Source organism: Pseudomonas syringae pv. tagetis (genome assembly GCF_022557255.1).
GTDB classification, from domain to species: Bacteria; Pseudomonadota; Gammaproteobacteria; order Pseudomonadales; family Pseudomonadaceae; genus Aquipseudomonas; species Aquipseudomonas caricapapayae.
Map to the genome: position 1 here is coordinate 4,036,561 of NZ_CP092923.1, position 16,864 is coordinate 4,053,424.

Sequence of the window (16,864 nt, forward strand, 5' to 3'; positions counted from 1 at the left end):
GGCTGCGGCCTCTCAGGGCAGGGTCATACTGAACATCGCCCCGCCCAGCACGCCGCCGTTGGCGATTTCAATGCGCCCGCGCATGCCGTTGCGTACATGCAGCCGGGCAATGTGCGCAGCGAAATACAAGCCCAGGCCGGTACTGCCGCTGCCCTGGTTGATGCCCTGCACATAGTCGGTCTGGCGTTCGATCAGATACGCCGGGTAGCCGGGGCCATCGTCATTGATGGTGATCTTCAGCTGCCCGCCTTCATCACCGACACTGACAACAATCTGCTCGCAGGCAAAGCCGATGGCGTTGACGATGATATTGCCCACCACCGAGCCGATCAGTTCGCGGTCGAAAAAGCCCAGGGGGCTAACCACATCGATCGCATGACGCGCGGCAATCCCGCGGCTGGCCAGCACGTCCTGATGATGGGCCAGTTGCGCTTCGATGAAATCGTCCAGTTCGTGGTAGTCCGGACGCAACGGCATCTGGTTGACACCCAGCTTGTAAAGGCCGAGCAACTGCACGAGCATCCCGTTGAGGTTGGCGAACTCGTAATTGATAACGCCATGCTCCGGCGTATCGCGCTGCTGGACCGAAAGCTTCGCCTGCCACTGGCTGTGTGCCTGGATCAGCGTCGCCAGCGAGTTCTTCATGTCGTGCACCGTGGAGGCGATCACCATGGAAAAGTCGAGGCCCTGCTCTGTCTCCTCACTCATGCGCTGAATGCCCTCTCCCTGAGTTTCTGGTAGCGCTCATAGCGTGGATCGCTTTCCGGGATCTTACCAAGCATGGTCAGGCTGGCACGGCACTCGTCAATTCCGGCCTGGCCCAGATTCTGGCCAGGGTGAAGCAGCGACTGCACCATGTTCAGCGCAATACTGATGTTCTTTGGCTGCAGCCCCAGCGCACTGCGGAAAAATGCCTGTGCTTCCGTAAGATTGCCGGCCTTGTAGCTGCGCACGCCTTGCAGGTTGAAATCGACAGCCGCCTTGCTGGCACCCAGAATCGCCGGATCATCGGTCATGCTGGCAATGCTTTTCATCACCGCAGGATCATCGCCATAGGCTCCCGCACAACTCTTCAAGACGCCGGCACCGGCCTCTTCCTGACCAAGCTTCTTCAGTTGCGCAGCCACCATCAGTGCGGCATCGGCACTGAGCACCTGCTCCATGCCATCCAGTCTGGCCATTGCCTGCTCGGTCAGCTTGGCTGCGGTTTCCGGGTCCGAATGCTGCAGGCTGGCCGCTTTCATCAAGCGGGTGCGCACTTGCAGACCCTCGTCGTCGCCATGCTCCTTGGCCACGTCGACCAGGGCGTTGTTGATCTCGACACGGGTGCGCGCATCGAGCCCCTGATCACCGCCTTTGCTGATCAGCGCATGCGCCAACCCCAGGTTGGTTTCCGGATCCTTGAAACGCGAATGCTGACCTTGGGAGACGGCCTGGCGATATGCCTTGGAAGCGCTTTCGAAGTCCTCGTTGCCCAATGCCAGCTTGCCCAGCAGCTTCTGCCGACGCACCGCCAGCGGCGACAGGCGCACTGCGCTTTCCAGCACGGACTGCGCGCGCTTGCCATCGCCAAGCGCGACCAGCACATCAGCCAGGCCATCGAACAGCGCAGGCATGGTCGGAAATGCCTTGATTGCCTGTTCGTAGACAGCCTGCGCCTCGGCGGTCTTGCCGCGCTTGAGCAGCAGGCTGCCCAATGCACCGTAGGCCCACGGCGTGGCCCGATCGGCCAGAATGGTCTTGAGGAACGCTTCCAGGGGCTCGTTCTGCTTCAGGTCACGCAGGGCATCGGCCTTGTAGCGCAGGCACAACGGCGCATAACGTGGGTCCTGCTCGATCAGCTTGTCGCACGCGGCCAGTACTTCGGCCGGTTTGCGACGGTCGAGGGCCTGCAGAATCGGCTTGAGCAAGGTCTTGCGCTGCACCAGCTTTTCCAGGCGCTGGGCCAGCCCGGCGCGGTTGAACGGCTTGGTCAGGTAACCATCCGGCTCCCACTCAAGCGCACTCATGACCATCGCCTGACTGTTTTCGGCAGTGACCATGATGAATACGCTTTCGTAACTCAGCAGCCGCTCGATCATCAGGTCTTCCAGCACCTGCTGACCGTTCTTGCGACCATCACCCAGGTTGAAATCGTGCAGCACGAAGTCATAACGCTTTTGCGAGCACATGCGCAGAGCCTGCTCGCCGGTGTCGGCGGTGTCCACTTCCTTGACGCCCAACTCACGCAGCATCGATCTCACTGAACTGCGAAAGTCAGAGAAATCATCAACGATAAGAAAGCTTTTTTGGTTGTACGCCAGCATCCGGATTCCTGCACAGGAGAGGGTGAAAATATGAGACCCGCGGCCTGAAAATCATTCAGGCCCGACTCGGCATCCCATTTTTCAGGACGCACATAATAACTGATGGCAAAGAGCCATAATACAGCTTGCCGGTCTTCTCCTCCTATGCGTCAGCGCACGAGGTTGAGGGCGACACTCAGTTTTTCGACCATCCACGCAGAAACTGTAGAACGAACATCAACTTCGCGCACGAACCCTGTGCCAGACAGGCATAAAGAGTGTGGGCTGGATCGTGATTGCGGCAGGGGAAAGGCATTTTCGGAGAGGTCCGTCACACATCGGCTGCGCACTCGATAAAACGCACAGCGTGGCGGACAACATGCCAGCGCGGGACGCTGGCATGTGAGGTGATCAAGGTGGTTTACACCCAGCCGTCGTTCTTCTTACGGCCCTTGGTCAGCGCCGGAAGGATCAGGCCGACCAGCAAGCCGGCACCGGCAATGCTGCCGCCGTAGACCATGTAACGCATCATCACTTGCTTGTTCTCATCGCCAAGTCGTGCCTGAGTCGCACGCAATTCAGCCTGAGAGTCGGCCAGTTGATCGTTGAGGGTCTTGGTGCGCGCTTCCAGCTCATCGACCAGTTTCTTGCGCGCGTCCAGCGTTTCCTGCATGCCCTGCACGCGAGTCTTCCAGGTGTTGTCGATGCCCGCCAGCTGCTCGGTCAGATCGGCGACCTGCTGAGTCAGTTGTGGGACACGTTCGGCCTGGCCCGGGACCTCTTGCAGGTCACTGCTCGGAATCCATACCGTGGCACCGCCTTCGCCGCGCACCTGGCTGAACTTGCCCGAGGAGGTGAGTAGTTCGACCTTCTGCCCGGACTTCAACGTACCCACTATGCGATGCTCATCGGTTGGCCCGCTGCGGACATAAGTGGTAAGGCTGTCGCTGACCCAGCGATCATTGCCTGCGGCCTGTGCGCTGTCAGGAATGACAACGGTCAATACAGCGCCAAACAGGCCTGCGCCAAGCAGGCGACGCGAAACAGCGAACAGGCCAGGGGCACGGGAAAGAAGTGCAGAAAAATGACGAGACATGGCGATAATTATCTTTATCTGAAATGAAAATAAAGCCTCGTTTAACGGGCCGGCTAAGGATGGGAGCGGCAGGCGATCAAAGGTTTTGCAACTCCTGCCCGGACGGAATGTCTGCCTATCAGGCGCGCTGAAAAAGCACCTGATGATCCCTTTCGTACAGGCCGTCCAGAAAGTCCATCAGCTAACAGACTCTGTTAAAGGGGTCAGGTTCACTATTGCCCGGTGTTCGCGTCAAAATTCAGCCGCACGGTCATGCAGAGCAAGCCCCTGCTTTCGAAAGAATTCAGCCCCCGACCCACGCCCTCGACAACGCATCAGGCCTCAAACGTGGGTAGTGCGTGGTCCGACGTTTGCTTTCCCGGCCAAGTGCTGTAGAAAAGGCCTCACAGGGGTGAATGCTCCCGATGTTCGCCATCCTGATGCTCGACCGCATCGCTCTAATGGAAAATAGAATGATCCCAAGACAAGTGATTAACGCCACCGTAAGCCCGAAAGGCAGCCTTGAAACCCTGTCCCAGCGTGAAGTGCAGCAGCTCAGCGCGGCCGGTTCAGGCAGCACCTATACCCTGTTCCGCCAGTGCGCCCTGGCCATTCTCAACACCGGCGCCCACGTCGACAACGCCAAGACTATTCTTGAAGCGTACGAGAGTTTTGAAGTGCGCATCCATCAACAGGACCGCGGTGTCCGCCTGGAGCTGCTCAACGCTCCGGCCGACGCATTCGTCGATGGCGAAATGATCGCCAGCACTCGCGAAATGCTGTTCAGCGCCTTGCGCGACATCGTCTACACCGAGAGCGAGCTGGACAGCCAGCGCATCGACCTGAGCAATTCCCAGGGCATTACCGATTACGTATTCCACCTGCTGCGCAACGCTCGCACCCTGCGTGCGGGCGTCGAGCCGAAGATGGTGGTGTGCTGGGGTGGTCATTCGATCAATACCGAAGAATACAAATACACCAAGAAAGTCGGCCACGAACTGGGCCTGCGCAGCCTGGACATCTGCACCGGCTGTGGCCCTGGTGTGATGAAAGGCCCAATGAAAGGCGCGACCATCGCTCACGCCAAGCAACGCATTGTCGGCGGTCGCTACCTGGGCCTGACCGAACCGGGCATCATCGCCGCCGAAGCACCCAACCCGATCGTCAATGAGTTGGTGATCCTGCCGGACATCGAAAAACGCCTCGAAGCGTTCGTCCGCGTCGGTCACGGCATCATCATTTTCCCCGGTGGCGCAGGCACTGCCGAAGAGTTCCTGTATCTGCTGGGCATTCTGATGCACCCGGACAACAAGGACGTGCCGTTCCCGGTGATCCTGACCGGCCCGAAAAACACCGAGCCGTACCTGCAGCAACTGCACGCATTTGTCGGTGCCACGTTGGGTGAAGAGGCGCAGCGCCACTACCAGATCATCATCGACAACCCGGCAGACGTTGCCCGGCAGATGACTCAGGGCCTTAAGGAAGTGAAGCGGTTCCGCCGCGAGCGTAATGACGCGTTTCACTTCAACTGGCTGCTGAAGATCGAGGAAAGCTTCCAGCACCCTTTCGATCCGACCCACGAGAACATGTCCAGACTGCAACTGAACCACGATGTGCCGACTCACGAACTGGCCGCCAATCTGCGCCGGGCGTTTTCCGGGATCGTGGCAGGCAACGTCAAGGACAAGGGTATTCGCCTGATAGAAGAACACGGTCCTTATCAGATCCACGGCGACCCGTCGATCATGGGCCCGCTGGACAAACTGCTGCAGGCGTTTGTCGACCAGCATCGGATGAAGCTGCCAGGCGGCGCGGCCTATGTGCCGTGTTATCAGGTCGTGACCTGACCGTGCAGCGAAAGGCGACACGCCAACGGGGTGCTCTTGAGCACCCCGTTTCTATTTCTGCTCACGAAACGCCTTGGGCGATTGCCCGGTGGCACGTTTGAAAAAGCGCGAAAAATACGCTGGTTCGGAAAATCCCAGACTGTCGGACACCTGGTTGATTGTCAGGGTGGTGTAGATCAGGTTGCGTTTCGCCTCCAGCAACAGTCGCTGACTGATGATCTGCAAGGCCGACTGGTTGCACAGGCGGCGACACAGCGCATTCAAATGCGCCGCGCTGATCCCCATGGCCTGGGCGTGCTGGTTAATCGACCAATGCTCTCGAAAACTTGCCTCCAACTGATGCATGAATACCTGCAGATGCTCGCGGCCACGGTCCATCGCATGAATCTCTTCGCCAGCATGCTCGCTGCTACGCCGACTGAGCCACACGGTCAACACATTGACCAGTGAGTGCAGCATCAGATCGCGCCCTGCTCCGGGCTGCCGATATTCGCTGGCAATGGCCGTGAACAGCGTGTCCACGTAATCGCTGTCCGCCCCCAGAGCATAGCAACGTGCCATGCTCAGGCCCGAGATATCGAGCGCGGCCTCAAGCTGCTCCACCAAGGGTCTGGCCAGACTGAGAATATGCCCCTGGATATCCCTGGAGAACCTGAAGGTATGCACACTCAGGGCAGGAACGACCTGCAGCGAAGGCGTTTCAACCTCGCTGACCCTGTCCTCGACCTTCAGCATCGCCTTGCCTGACTGTACGTAAAGCAACTGAACCAGATCGCCGTGCCGGTGCGGCTTGATCTCCCATTCGTGAATCCTGCTGCGTTCGGGGATCGACTCACAGTGGATCAGGTCAGGCGTTGGCCAGGCCGTTGTTTCACCATAGAGCTTGAAAACAGGTATTGCTGCGATAGCAGGTCTGGACATGCTGCCCCTCCTGAACCCTCGAAAAGTCCAGATAATGCGCTGGATATTGCCTTCTTATCTCGATGGCATCCATTAAAAATGCAGGAGACAAAAACAACTCTATCCCGCTGATCAAGCCCGGCAGGGATCAAAGACAGGACCATTGCCATGAAAACGCAGGTTGCCATAATCGGGTCAGGCCCTTCCGGATTGTTGCTGGGACAATTGTTACAGCGTGCCGGTATCGATAACGTCATCGTCGAGCGCAAGGACCCCGACTACATCCTGTCGCGCATCCGCGCCGGCGTGCTGGAACAAGGCATGACCGACCTGTTGCGTGAAGCGGGCGTCAGTGAACGCATGGACGCAGAGGGCATGATCCATGACGGTTTCGAGCTGGCGTTCGATGGACGCTGCGAGCGCATCGATCTGAAAACCTTGACCGACGGCAGGACGGTGATGGTCTATGGCCAGACCGAAGTCACCCGCGATCTGATGGCGGCGCGTGCCGCCACAGGGGCAATGACGATCTATAACGCTTCGAACGTCAGCGCGCATGATCTCAAGAGCAACTGCCCGTACCTGACGTTCGTGAAAGACGGCGAAACCGTGCGCCTGGACTGCGACTATATTGCAGGCTGCGACGGTTTTCATGGGGTCTCGCGACAGTCGATCCCGGTCGAGGCACTCAAGGTGTTCGAGCGCGTCTACCCGTTTGGCTGGCTCGGCGTGCTGGCCGACACGCCGCCGGTCAACGAAGAACTGGTGTACGCCAATCATCCGCGTGGCTTTGCCCTGTGCAGCATGCGCTCGGCCATTCGCACCCGCTATTACGTGCAGGTCAGCGCCGATGAAAAGGTCGAAGACTGGTCGGATGATCGCTTCTGGACCGAACTGAAAGCACGGCTGCCGGCACATCTGGCAGAGCGCCTGGTGACCGGCCCGTCCATCGAGAAAAGCATCGCGCCGCTGCGCAGCTTCGTGGTGGAGCCCATGCAGTATGGTCGTCTGTTTTTGCTCGGCGACGCCGCCCATATCGTCCCGCCTACCGGTGCCAAGGGCCTGAACCTGGCGGCCAGCGACGTCAGCACGTTGTACCGGATCCTGCTCAAGGTCTACCGCGAAGGGCGCACCGACCTGCTGGAAAAATACTCGCAAATCTGCCTGCGCCGGGTATGGAAAGCAGAGCGATTCTCCTGGTGGATGACCTCGGTGCTGCATAACTTTCCCGACACCGATGCCTTCAGCCAGCGCATTCAGCAGACCGAACTCGACTATTACGTCGGCTCGGATGCCGGGCGCAGGACGATTGCCGAGAATTATGTCGGGCTGCCGTATGAAGCTATCGAGTAGAGCATCAAGTACGCGGTGCAATACATGGGTGCCAGAAGAACCCCATACACTCCAATGACCTGCGTTGTGCAATCACACAACGCAGGTCTCGTGCAGCCGTGCAAAACCCCAAAGCGTTTTTTTCAACGGCCGCCTATGATCGGGAGTGCACCCGATAGCTAATCCGCTAGATAAAAACAACAAGCACAGAGGAACACACGCCATGGCTCCTGTATCGACCCACGAGGTGGGCGACGCTGAAGGCAATCATGTCTACCGTCGCATCACCCTGCGTCTTATCCCGTTTATCTTCATCTGCTACCTGTTCAATTACCTGGACCGCGTGAACGTCGGCTTCGCCAAACTGCAGATGCTCGACGCCCTGAGCTTCAGCGAGACGGTCTATGGCCTGGGTGCCGGCATCTTCTTCATTGGCTACGTGTTGTGCGGGCTGCCCAGCAACCTGGCGCTGAACCGCTTCGGGCCGCGTCGCTGGATTGGCCTGATGATGATGACCTGGGGCCTGTTTTCGACCTGTCTGCTGTTCGTCACGACGCCGGTCGAGTTTTACCTGCTGCGCTTCCTGACCGGCATGGCAGAAGCCGGTTTCTTTCCCGGCATCGTGCTGTACCTCTCGCGCTGGTATCCGAACCAGCGGCGCGGACGGATCATGGCGCTGTTCATGTCGGCAATCCCGGTATCCGGGCTGCTGGGCGGTCCTTTTTCAGGGTGGATTCTCAATCATTTTGCCGCTGGCCAGGGCGGAATGGCCGGCTGGCAGTGGATGTTCCTGATTCAGGGCCTGCCGACCGTCGCCCTCGGCGGGCTGGCATTCGTTCTGTTGTGCGACAAGGTCGAGGACGCGCGCTGGCTCACACCCGAGCAACGCCAGCGGGTCAAGGCCGATATTACCAACGACGAACTGAGTCGCCCGGTGCACGGTAAAAGCTCGGTGGCTTCGGTGCTGACCATGCCGTTCATATGGATTCTGGGCTTTATCTATTTCTGCATTCAGAGCGGTGTCTATGCGATCAACTTCTGGTTGCCGTCAATCATCAAGACCCTCGGTTTCAGCGACGCGCTGGTGATCGGCTGGATCAGCGCCGTACCCTACCTGATGGCAGGCGTGTTCATGCTGCTGGTCGGCCGCTCCGCAGACCTGCGCAATGAGCGGCGCTGGCATTTGGTAGTGCCGATGCTGATGGGCGCAACCGGCCTGATCATCGCCGCCAACTTTGCGACGGTGCCCATCGTCGCCATTCTCGGTCTGACCATCGCCACCATGGGCGCGCTGACCAGTCTGCCGATGTTCTGGCCATTGCCAACCGCACTGCTGAGCGCCAGTGTTGCCGCAGGTGGCCTGGCGCTGATCAACTCGATCGGCCAGATGGCAGGCTTCCTCAGCCCATACCTGGTGGGCTGGATCAAGGATCAGACCGGCTCCACCACCCTGGCACTGTACTCGCTGGCCGCGCTGACCATCGTCGGCAGTCTGGTGGCATTGCGGGTCAGCCGTCAGTCGGCGGGCAAGGTTGCGGCGACGGCCTGACATTATCCATACCCTCCCCAAACGCCAGGCCATGTGCCTGGCTTTTTGATCAGACCTGTCACTTTCAGGCCACCGTCCTGCTTGCGGATGAAAAAAACGATCAAAGCGCTTGCCAGTAATGATCGATTCAATCATTATCGTTTTACTAAAAATAAAACGAGAATCTGGTCATGCAATTTCGCGGCATCATTCCAGCTCTGGTCACGCCCTTCACCGAAGACCAGCAACTCGACGAGAAGGCCCTGCGCAATCTGATCGAAAACCTACTGAATGCGGGCGTTCATGGGCTTTTCGTACTGGGGACCAATGGCGAGTTCTTCACGCTTTCCGAATCGGAAAAACTCAAAATCGCTCGTATCACAGTCGAAGCGGCAGCAGGACGCGTGCCTGTTGTGGTCGGCACCGGTGCGTTCGCCACGCATGAAGTGATTGAAATGAACAAAAAAATGATTGATGTGGGCGCTGATGCCCTGTCGATCATCACGCCTTACTTCAACGCCATCAGCCAGTCCGAACTGATCAGGCACTACACCACCATTGCCGACGCTTCCGAGCTGCCGCTGATGATGTACAACATTCCCGCCAAGACCGGCATGTCGATCGGTATCGGTGCCGTGGCCACGCTCAGCCAGCACCCGCAGATCAAGGGCATCAAGGACAGCGCCGGCAACTTCGATGCACTGGTGCAGATGATGAAGTACCGCAGCGAAGACTTCGCAGTGTTCGCCGGGACCGACTCGCTGATTTACTGGAACCTGCTGGCCGGCGGTGACGGCGCTGTTGCTGCAACAGCCAATGCCGTGCCGGATGTGGTCATGTCGATCTGGAACAACTTCCAGTCAGGCGACCACGAAGCGGCCCGTGCCGCGCAGGAAGCCCTGCGTCCGCTGCGCGATGCCTTCGCCCTGGGCACCCTGCCGGTGGTGCTGAAAACCGCAACGCAGTTGCTTAATGTCCCGGTAGGCCCCTGTCGTGCGCCGGTGCAGCCGCTGGATGCCGCCGCCCTGGAAAAACTCCACAGCCTGTTGGCCGTCTACCGCCAAGCCTGAGGTAATCATGATGCCTGCTCCCTATCACTTCCAGACGGTCAAACACGTCGTTCATGGCCCCGGCAGCCTCGACCTGCTGGGGAAAAAACTGCCGCTGCTTGATGTGCCAGTCAAGACCGTGATTCTGGTCACTCAGAACGCCATGCATAACCTGGGTGTCACTCAGCGTGTCACCGAGCAACTCGGTACCCGGAACATCCGTGTGCACATGCTCGACAACGTCGAAATCGAACCGACCCTGGACAACATCGAGCGGGTGTTCCGCGAAGACGTTGCTCCGCACGCGCCGGACGCTCTGATCGCGATTGGCGGAGGCAGTGTGCTGGATGCCGCCAAGCTGTTCGCAGTCATGCTGACCAACGACACACCGCTCAAAGACCTGCTGGGTATCGACAAGGTGACTCACCCCGGCAAGCCCATGGTGCTGGTCCCGACCACGTCCGGTACAGGATCGGAAGTGACCCCCAATGCCATCGTCACCCTGCCCGATGAGGAACTGAAGATCGGCGTGGTCAGCCGTCATCTGCTGCCGACGCTGGTAATCCTCGATCCGCTGTTGACCCTCAGCCTGCCGCGGCCAATCACGGCGGCGACCGGAATGGATGCCTTCACGCATTCGCTGGAGTCCTTCATATCGACCAAGGCCAACCCGATCAGCGATGCGTTTGCACTGGAGTCGATGCGCCTGATCGCGGGCAGCATTGTCGAGGCCTGGCAACAACCGGAATCCGTGCGCGCACGCGGCGACATGCTGCTGGGCTCGATGTATGGCGGCCTTGCGCTGACCGCCGCCGGGACCGCAGCGGTGCACGCGCTGGCTTACCCATTGGGCGGCAAATTTCACGTCACCCACGGCGTGGCCAACGCCATGCTGCTACCACACGTGATGGCTTTCAACCTGGACAGCTGCGCCGAACGTCTCAAGCGTGCGGCACTGGTCTGCGGCGTCGCGCAACAGGACGACAGCAACGAAATCGCCGCCAACAAGCTGATCGAGCAGATTCGCCTATGGACTCAGGTGCTGGACATCCCGCAGAACCTGCGAGAGTTCGGGGTGGCCGAAGAGCACCTGGCTGACATGGCGGTGGCCGCCTCAAAGGTCACTCGCCTGATGACCAACAACCCTAAAACCCTCAGCCTGGACGATATCCAGCAGCTGTATCGGTGCCTGCTGCCATGAGCCGCGCCGAGTTTCCCGGCCTGCTGATTATCGCCGACGACCTGTCCGGAGCCGCCGATTGTGCAGCGGATTTCGCCTCACGAATCGATACCCATGTGCTTCTGGCCGACAGTGCCGCAGGCCTGTCGGGGGTGATCGCCGTCGATGCCGATTCGCGTCGGCTCGCGCCGCAGCAGGCTGCCGAACAGAACCGCGCTGCCTTGCAACAACAACCTCGCCCAGGCATGGCGCTGTACAAGAAAATCGACTCCACGCTACGCGGCAATGTCGCCAGCGAAATCGATGCGCTGCAGGGGCTGCGGGGCATGGCGCTGGTGGCTCCGGCGTTCCCGGCCATGAAGCGCACGACGGTTCGGGGTGTGCAACTGGTAGACGGTGTGCCGGTCGATCAAAGCGATGTCTGGCGCAACGAAAACCTGCAAGGTACGGGCAATCTGCTCGACCTGTTTGCCGCACAAGGCCTGCGCACGCAATGGCTGGGGCTGGACACCCTGCGTGATCCCCCAAGACTCAAAGCCACACTGCGCAGCGCGCTTGAACAGGGTGTGCAGGCGCTGGTCTGCGATGCAGAACTGGACAGTGATCTGATGCGTCTGGCCGAAGCGTCGGTGGACTGGCATGAGGAACTGTTCTGGGTCGGCTCTGCCGGGCTGGCACGTCATCTGCCGCACGCATTCGGGCTGGCCGAAGCCTTGCCGGTCAAGGTCCAACAGCGTTCACCGGTACTGACGGTGGTGGGCAGCATGTCCCGCCATTCTCAGGCCCAGGCCGACAGACTCGCACACATCAGCCAGGCACTGTGCCTGACGCTGCAGCCGACGAGCCTATTGAATGAAGATGCACACGCCGAGCGTGATGCCATGCGCCTGCAACTCCGCGAGCATCTGTCCGCTGGCCAGGATGTACTGGTGCGTCTCGATCAACAACAGCGCGACCCGGCGCTCGCGGCCCTGTTGAGCAATGCACTGGCGCAGTGGCTGGCCCCTGCCCTGCCCCATACAGGGTCATTGATCGCCACCGGTGGTGAAACCGCCAGAGCGATCCTGACCGCTGCCGGTATCAAACGTCTGACCCTGCATGGCGAACTGGCCACCGGGGTGGTCCTGGCCGAAGCCCGGCTGGGCAAGCATACGATCAATGTCGTGACCAAAGCCGGAGGGTTCGGCAACCCCGACACCTTGCTGACTGCCTGGCAAATGCTCCACGCACCGGCTGCGACCGGCACCCCTTTCAACGAGGAAGCTTCCTATGTCTGAGCGTCTGTCTGAACGTCCTGTCATCGGCATCACCATGGGCGATGCCGCCGGGGTGGGGCCGGAAATCATCATGAAAATGCTCACCCACGCTTCGGTGTACGCCACCTGCCGCCCGCTGGTGATCGGCGACGCGCAACGCCTGGAAGACGCCAACCGGATCGTCGGCAGCCAGTTGCGCGTCAACAGCATCACCTGCCCTGCAGACGCCCGTTTCACCCAAGGCTCTGTGGACTGCATCGACTTGGGCCTGATCCCGGCCGACCTGCCGTATGGAAAGCTCTCGGCACTGGCCGGTGATGCAGCCTTTCGCTACATCGAGCGCACAGTGCAACTGACTCAGGCCGGGGAGCTGGATGCGATCTGCACCGCACCACTGAACAAGGAAGCCCTGCACGCGGGCGGGCATATTTTTCCTGGCCATACCGAGATGCTCGCGCACCTGCTGGGTATCGATGAAGTGTCGATGATGCTGATGACCCCGACACTGCGGGTGATTCATGTCACCACCCACATCGGCATCATAGACGCCATTGCGCGGATCGAGCCGGGGCTGGTCAAGCGCACCATCGAGCGCGCCCGGGAGACACTGACCCGCGCCGGTATCGAAAATCCGCTGATCGCCGTCTGCGGCATCAACCCGCACGCAGGGGAAAACGGCCTGTTTGGCTACGGCGAAGAAGCCACCAAGATCCAGCCCGCGATCGACGAACTGCGTGCCCGTGGCTGGCGCGTCGAAGGTCCGTTACCCGCCGACACACTGTTTTTCCGTGCCGGAAGAGGTGATTTCGATGCAGTCGTTGCGATGTATCACGATCAGGGTCATGGCCCGGTCAAGGTCATGGGCCTGGAAGCAGGCGTCAACGTGACCATCGGCCTTCCGGTGATTCGTACCTCGGTCGACCACGGCACTGCCTTCGATATTGCCGGCAAAGGCATCGCCGACGAGCGCAGTCTGATCGAAGCCATGCGTCAGGCCGTGGAGCTGGCAACCCGTAAACGCGACACCCGCAATTCCATCGCCGTCTGAGGTCGTCAGTAGTCCTGACACCCTGCGGCACCCCATAACGCGCCAGAACAACAACAATGGAGCGAGACTGATGGATACCTTCAACGCGCAAGACACCTGGATCATCATCGGCATGGTGGTCGCCTATATCCTTGTCACCACCTGGATGAGCATGCGCCTGCGCAGCAAGACCAGTGAGCAATACATGGTCGCCTCACGCACCATGCCCGCCTTTGTCGTCGGCGTGCTGATGATGTCTGAATTCATCGGTGCCAAGTCCACGGTCGGCACCGCGCAGGCCGCATTCGAGAGTGGTTTCGCGGCCTCCTGGTCGGTCATCGCTGCCGCCATCGGCTTCCCGCTGTTCGGCCTGTTGATGGCACGCAAGCTGTACAGCTCCGGCGAATTCACCATTTCCGGGTTTATCGCCAAAAAATATGGCACCTCCACCAAACTCGCAGTCTCGATCATCATGATCTACGCACTGTTGCTGGTGAACGTCGGCAACTACGTCAGCGGTGCGGCAGCGATTGCCACGGTGCTGAAAATCAATCTGACCACCGCCGCATTCATTACAGCAATCATCAGCACCCTGTACTACGTGTTCGGCGGCCTGAAAAGCGTGGCCTACATGAGCATTCTGCACACCGGAGTGAAGTACATCGGCGTGCTGATCGTGCTGGGCGTTGCACTGAAAATGACCGGCGGATTCAGCCCCGTTGTACAGAATATGCCCGAGCATTACTTCACCTGGGACGGTGCCATCGGCGGCTCGAAAATCATGGCCTGGATCATCGGCACGGTCGGTGCGATTTTCTCGACTCAGTTCATCATTCAGGCCATTTCCTCGACTCAGAACCAGAACGCCGCACGCCGCTCGACCTTCTATGCCTCGCTGCTGTGTATTCCGATAGCGCTGGCGCTGGGCTTCATCGGGGTTGCCTCCAAGTACCTGCACCCGGACATGAGCAGCCTGTACGCCCTGCCGATCTTTCTGCAGTCGATGAGCCCGGTCATGGCGGGCGTCGTGACCATCTCGCTGGTTGCCTCGATTTTCGTCAGCGTCAGTACCGTAGCGCTGGCCATCGCGTCCCTGGTAGTTCGTGACTTCTACGTACCCTGGCGCAAGCCGTCCGTGGATCAGGAATTCAAGACCACACGCCTGATTGCTCTGGTGATCGGTTTCGTGCCGCTGTTCTTCGTGTTCTTTGTCCCGGAGATCCTCAACCTGTCGTTCTTCACCCGCGCCCTGCGCCTGTCGATTGCCGTTGTGGCCATGATCGCCATTTACCTGCCGTTCTTCGGTTCAGGTCGAGGCGCTACGCTCGGGCTGATCGCCTCAGCCATCACTACCAGTGTCTGGTACCTGCTGGATAACCCTTACGGCATCGACAACATGTATATCGCCCTGGTAACACCCGCTATCGTGATTGCCATCGAGCGCCTGCTGCCCCGGTCCGCGTCGACCAAACCTGCTCAAAACGAGGTTCCCCATGCCAACCGCTGATACCCGCCAGGATGCGTTCCTGCCAACGCCTTATGCGCAGAATCATGCAGCGAACCTGCACGAGCTGGCCGACGGCACAGTGCTCTGTACCTGGTTCGCTGGCACTCAGGAGGGCATGGCCGACATCTTCGTGCTGCTTTCGCGCCGCGACCCGGCCACCGGCATCTGGAGCGAGCCACAGAAAATGTCCGAAGACTCGACCCGCTCCGAGCAGAATCCGATCCTGTTTCAGGCACCCGACGGCCCGCTGTGGCTGATCTGGACCGCACAGATTTCCGGCAATCAGGAGACGGCGATCATCCGCCGCCGTATGTCACTGGACAGCGGCCAACGCTGGGGGCCGATAGACACGTTGTTCGACGAGCCCGGCACCTTTGTGCGCCAACCGCCTGTGGTGCTGGATAACGGCGACTGGTTGTTGCCCGTCTGGTACTGCATCACCGGGCCCGGCGAAAAGTGGGTCGGCAACCATGACGTCAGCGCAGTGATGATCTCCAGCGATCAAGGCCAGAGCTGGTCGCGCCATGACGTGCCGGACAGCACCGGCAGCGTGCACATGAATGTTCATCAGTTGCCGGACGGCAGCCTGCTCGGCCTGTTCCGCAGCCGTTGGGCAGACTTCATTTACAGCAGCCGGTCAACCGATCGAGGGCGAACCTGGAGCGCGCCGACGCCGACCGGACTGCCCAACAACAACTCGTCGATCCAGTTCGTGAAACTGGCGACGCAGGAGCTGGCGCTGGTCTACAACCCGGTCAGTGCCGAAGGTCATGCGCAGCGCAGGGCCTCGCTGTACGACGAAATCGAAGATGAAAGCGATGACCGCATCACACCGCAAGCACGCCACGACGGCAAGTCAGCCGTCTGGGGCATCCCCCGCGCGCCGATGAGCCTGGCAATCTCCCGCGACGGCGGCCACAGCTGGCCGACCCGGCTAGACCTGGAAATGGGTGACGGCTTCTGCCTGACCAACAATTCGCAGGAAAAGCTCAATCGCGAGTTTTCCTACCCCAGCATCATCCAGGCTGCTGATGGCAGTCTGCACATCGCATTCACTTACTTCCGGCAGAAGATCAAACATGTCCATCTGCCGCTGAATGCGATCCGTTGAATCCACCCGCGTCGATCTCGCCTTGCTTTTTTGACTGATCGACGCCTCTGCGGAAGCCTTTTCATGCCCGAACCGATCCAGTCCGTCCTCGTTACCGGTGCCAGCTCCGGCATTGGCAAAGCCATTGTCACGCGCCTGCTGGAACAGGGCCTGCAAGTCACTGGCCTGAGCCGGCGCGCGCCGGACCTGAGCCACGCGAACTTTACCTGGCGCGAGTGCGACCTCAATGACTTCAGCGCGCTGGACAAGGCGCTGCAACAGACACCACGCATAGATGCACTGATCCATGCGGCAGGCTTCATGCGCACCGCACCGCTGGGAGAGCTGAACGAAGCTGATGGCCAGGCGATGTGGCATCTGCACGTGGCTGCGGCCAGCCACATGGTCAATCTGCTCTACCCACGGCTGCGCGATGGCTCACGTATCCTCATGATCGGCAGCCGCACCATGCAGGGCGCGGCACAACGCAGTCAGTACGCCGCGACCAAAGCTGCGCTGCAAGGCATGGTTCGCTCATGGGCCATCGAGCTGGCACCACGCGGCATTACCGTCAATCTGATCGCCCCCGGCGCGACCGAAACGCCCATGTTGCTGGACCCCGCACGCAGTGGCACGCCACCGCAAAAGCCGCCCATCGGACGTTTTGTGCAACCGGGAGAAATAGCGGGGCTGGCGGCCTTTCTACTCGGCCCCGACGCGGGCGCAATTACCGGGCAAAGCCTGGTGGTATGCGGCGGTGCGTCGTTGTAAGGTTGCATCCCGTTTCC

14 protein-coding genes are annotated in these 16,864 nt (G+C 60.0%); 10 read left to right on the plus strand and 4 right to left on the minus strand.

The features are described from left to right. Nucleotides 1-12: 12 nt before the first annotated feature. From MME58_RS17900 to MME58_RS17910, 3 genes are all read right to left on the minus strand, one after another. Nucleotides 13-708 (minus strand): sensor histidine kinase, encoded by a 696-nt coding sequence (locus tag MME58_RS17900; RefSeq protein WP_054986837.1) that lies wholly within the window; start codon nucleotides 706-708, stop codon nucleotides 13-15. After that, the gene (locus MME58_RS17905) at nucleotides 705-2,306 is read right to left on the minus strand and encodes a tetratricopeptide repeat-containing response regulator (protein ID WP_003370034.1); all 1,602 of its coding nucleotides are present in this window, start codon (nucleotides 2,304-2,306) and stop codon (nucleotides 705-707) included. Before MME58_RS17905 ends, MME58_RS17900 begins: the two co-directional genes overlap by 4 nt. A 400-nt stretch (nucleotides 2,307-2,706) precedes the next feature. After that, nucleotides 2,707-3,381 (minus strand): TIGR04211 family SH3 domain-containing protein, encoded by a 675-nt coding sequence (locus MME58_RS17910; protein ID WP_054986838.1) that lies wholly within the window; start codon nucleotides 3,379-3,381, stop codon nucleotides 2,707-2,709. A 452-nt stretch (nucleotides 3,382-3,833) separates the two neighbouring features. Here MME58_RS17910 and ppnN point away from each other — a divergent pair, with 452 nt between their 5' ends. Then, nucleotides 3,834-5,207: a nucleotide 5'-monophosphate nucleosidase PpnN gene (gene ppnN / locus MME58_RS17915; protein ID WP_055007210.1), complete on the plus strand. Its 1,374-nt coding sequence runs from the start codon at nucleotides 3,834-3,836 to the stop codon at nucleotides 5,205-5,207. Between the two features lie 51 nt (nucleotides 5,208-5,258). Here ppnN and MME58_RS17920 read toward each other — a convergent pair whose 3' ends face one another. After that, the gene (locus MME58_RS17920) at nucleotides 5,259-6,128 is read right to left on the minus strand and encodes a helix-turn-helix domain-containing protein (protein WP_055007211.1); all 870 of its coding nucleotides are present in this window, start codon (nucleotides 6,126-6,128) and stop codon (nucleotides 5,259-5,261) included. A 147-nt stretch (nucleotides 6,129-6,275) separates the two neighbouring features. On the opposite strand from MME58_RS17920, the gene pobA reads away from it, so the two are divergent. From pobA to MME58_RS17965, 9 genes are all read left to right on the plus strand, one after another. Further along, nucleotides 6,276-7,460, plus strand: a complete 1,185-nt coding sequence (gene pobA, locus MME58_RS17925; RefSeq protein ID WP_055007212.1) for a 4-hydroxybenzoate 3-monooxygenase — start codon at nucleotides 6,276-6,278, stop codon at nucleotides 7,458-7,460. A 202-nt stretch (nucleotides 7,461-7,662) separates the two neighbouring features. Then, entirely contained in the window at nucleotides 7,663-8,988 is a 1,326-nt protein-coding gene (locus MME58_RS17930) for an MFS transporter (protein WP_054986841.1), read from the plus strand. 170 nt (nucleotides 8,989-9,158) lie between these two features. Continuing rightward, entirely contained in the window at nucleotides 9,159-10,037 is an 879-nt protein-coding gene (dapA, locus tag MME58_RS17935) for a 4-hydroxy-tetrahydrodipicolinate synthase (RefSeq protein ID WP_055007213.1), read from the plus strand. Nucleotides 10,038-10,047: 10 nt separating this feature from the next. Continuing rightward, nucleotides 10,048-11,217: an iron-containing alcohol dehydrogenase gene (locus MME58_RS17940; RefSeq protein WP_055007220.1), complete on the plus strand. Its 1,170-nt coding sequence runs from the start codon at nucleotides 10,048-10,050 to the stop codon at nucleotides 11,215-11,217. Next, nucleotides 11,214-12,473 (plus strand): four-carbon acid sugar kinase family protein, encoded by a 1,260-nt coding sequence (locus tag MME58_RS17945; protein WP_055007214.1) that lies wholly within the window; start codon nucleotides 11,214-11,216, stop codon nucleotides 12,471-12,473. Before MME58_RS17940 ends, MME58_RS17945 begins: the two co-directional genes overlap by 4 nt. Beyond that, a complete protein-coding gene (gene pdxA, locus MME58_RS17950; RefSeq protein ID WP_055007215.1) occupies nucleotides 12,466-13,500 on the plus strand; it encodes a 4-hydroxythreonine-4-phosphate dehydrogenase PdxA in 1,035 nt (344 codons plus the stop codon). The genes MME58_RS17945 and pdxA overlap by 8 nt, the downstream gene beginning before the upstream one ends. Before the next feature lie 70 nt (nucleotides 13,501-13,570). Continuing rightward, on the plus strand, nucleotides 13,571-14,986 hold the full coding sequence (locus MME58_RS17955; RefSeq protein WP_055007216.1) for a sodium:solute symporter family protein: 1,416 nt from the start codon (nucleotides 13,571-13,573) through the stop codon (nucleotides 14,984-14,986). Beyond that, nucleotides 14,973-16,097 carry a sialidase family protein gene (locus MME58_RS17960; protein WP_055007217.1) on the plus strand — a complete coding sequence of 375 codons (1,125 nt, stop codon included), beginning with the start codon at nucleotides 14,973-14,975 and terminating at the stop codon, nucleotides 16,095-16,097. Before MME58_RS17955 ends, MME58_RS17960 begins: the two co-directional genes overlap by 14 nt. 63 nt (nucleotides 16,098-16,160) lie before the next feature. Next, a complete protein-coding gene (locus MME58_RS17965) occupies nucleotides 16,161-16,847 on the plus strand; it encodes an SDR family NAD(P)-dependent oxidoreductase (RefSeq protein WP_055007218.1) in 687 nt (228 codons plus the stop codon). Nucleotides 16,848-16,864: the final 17 nt, after the last annotated feature.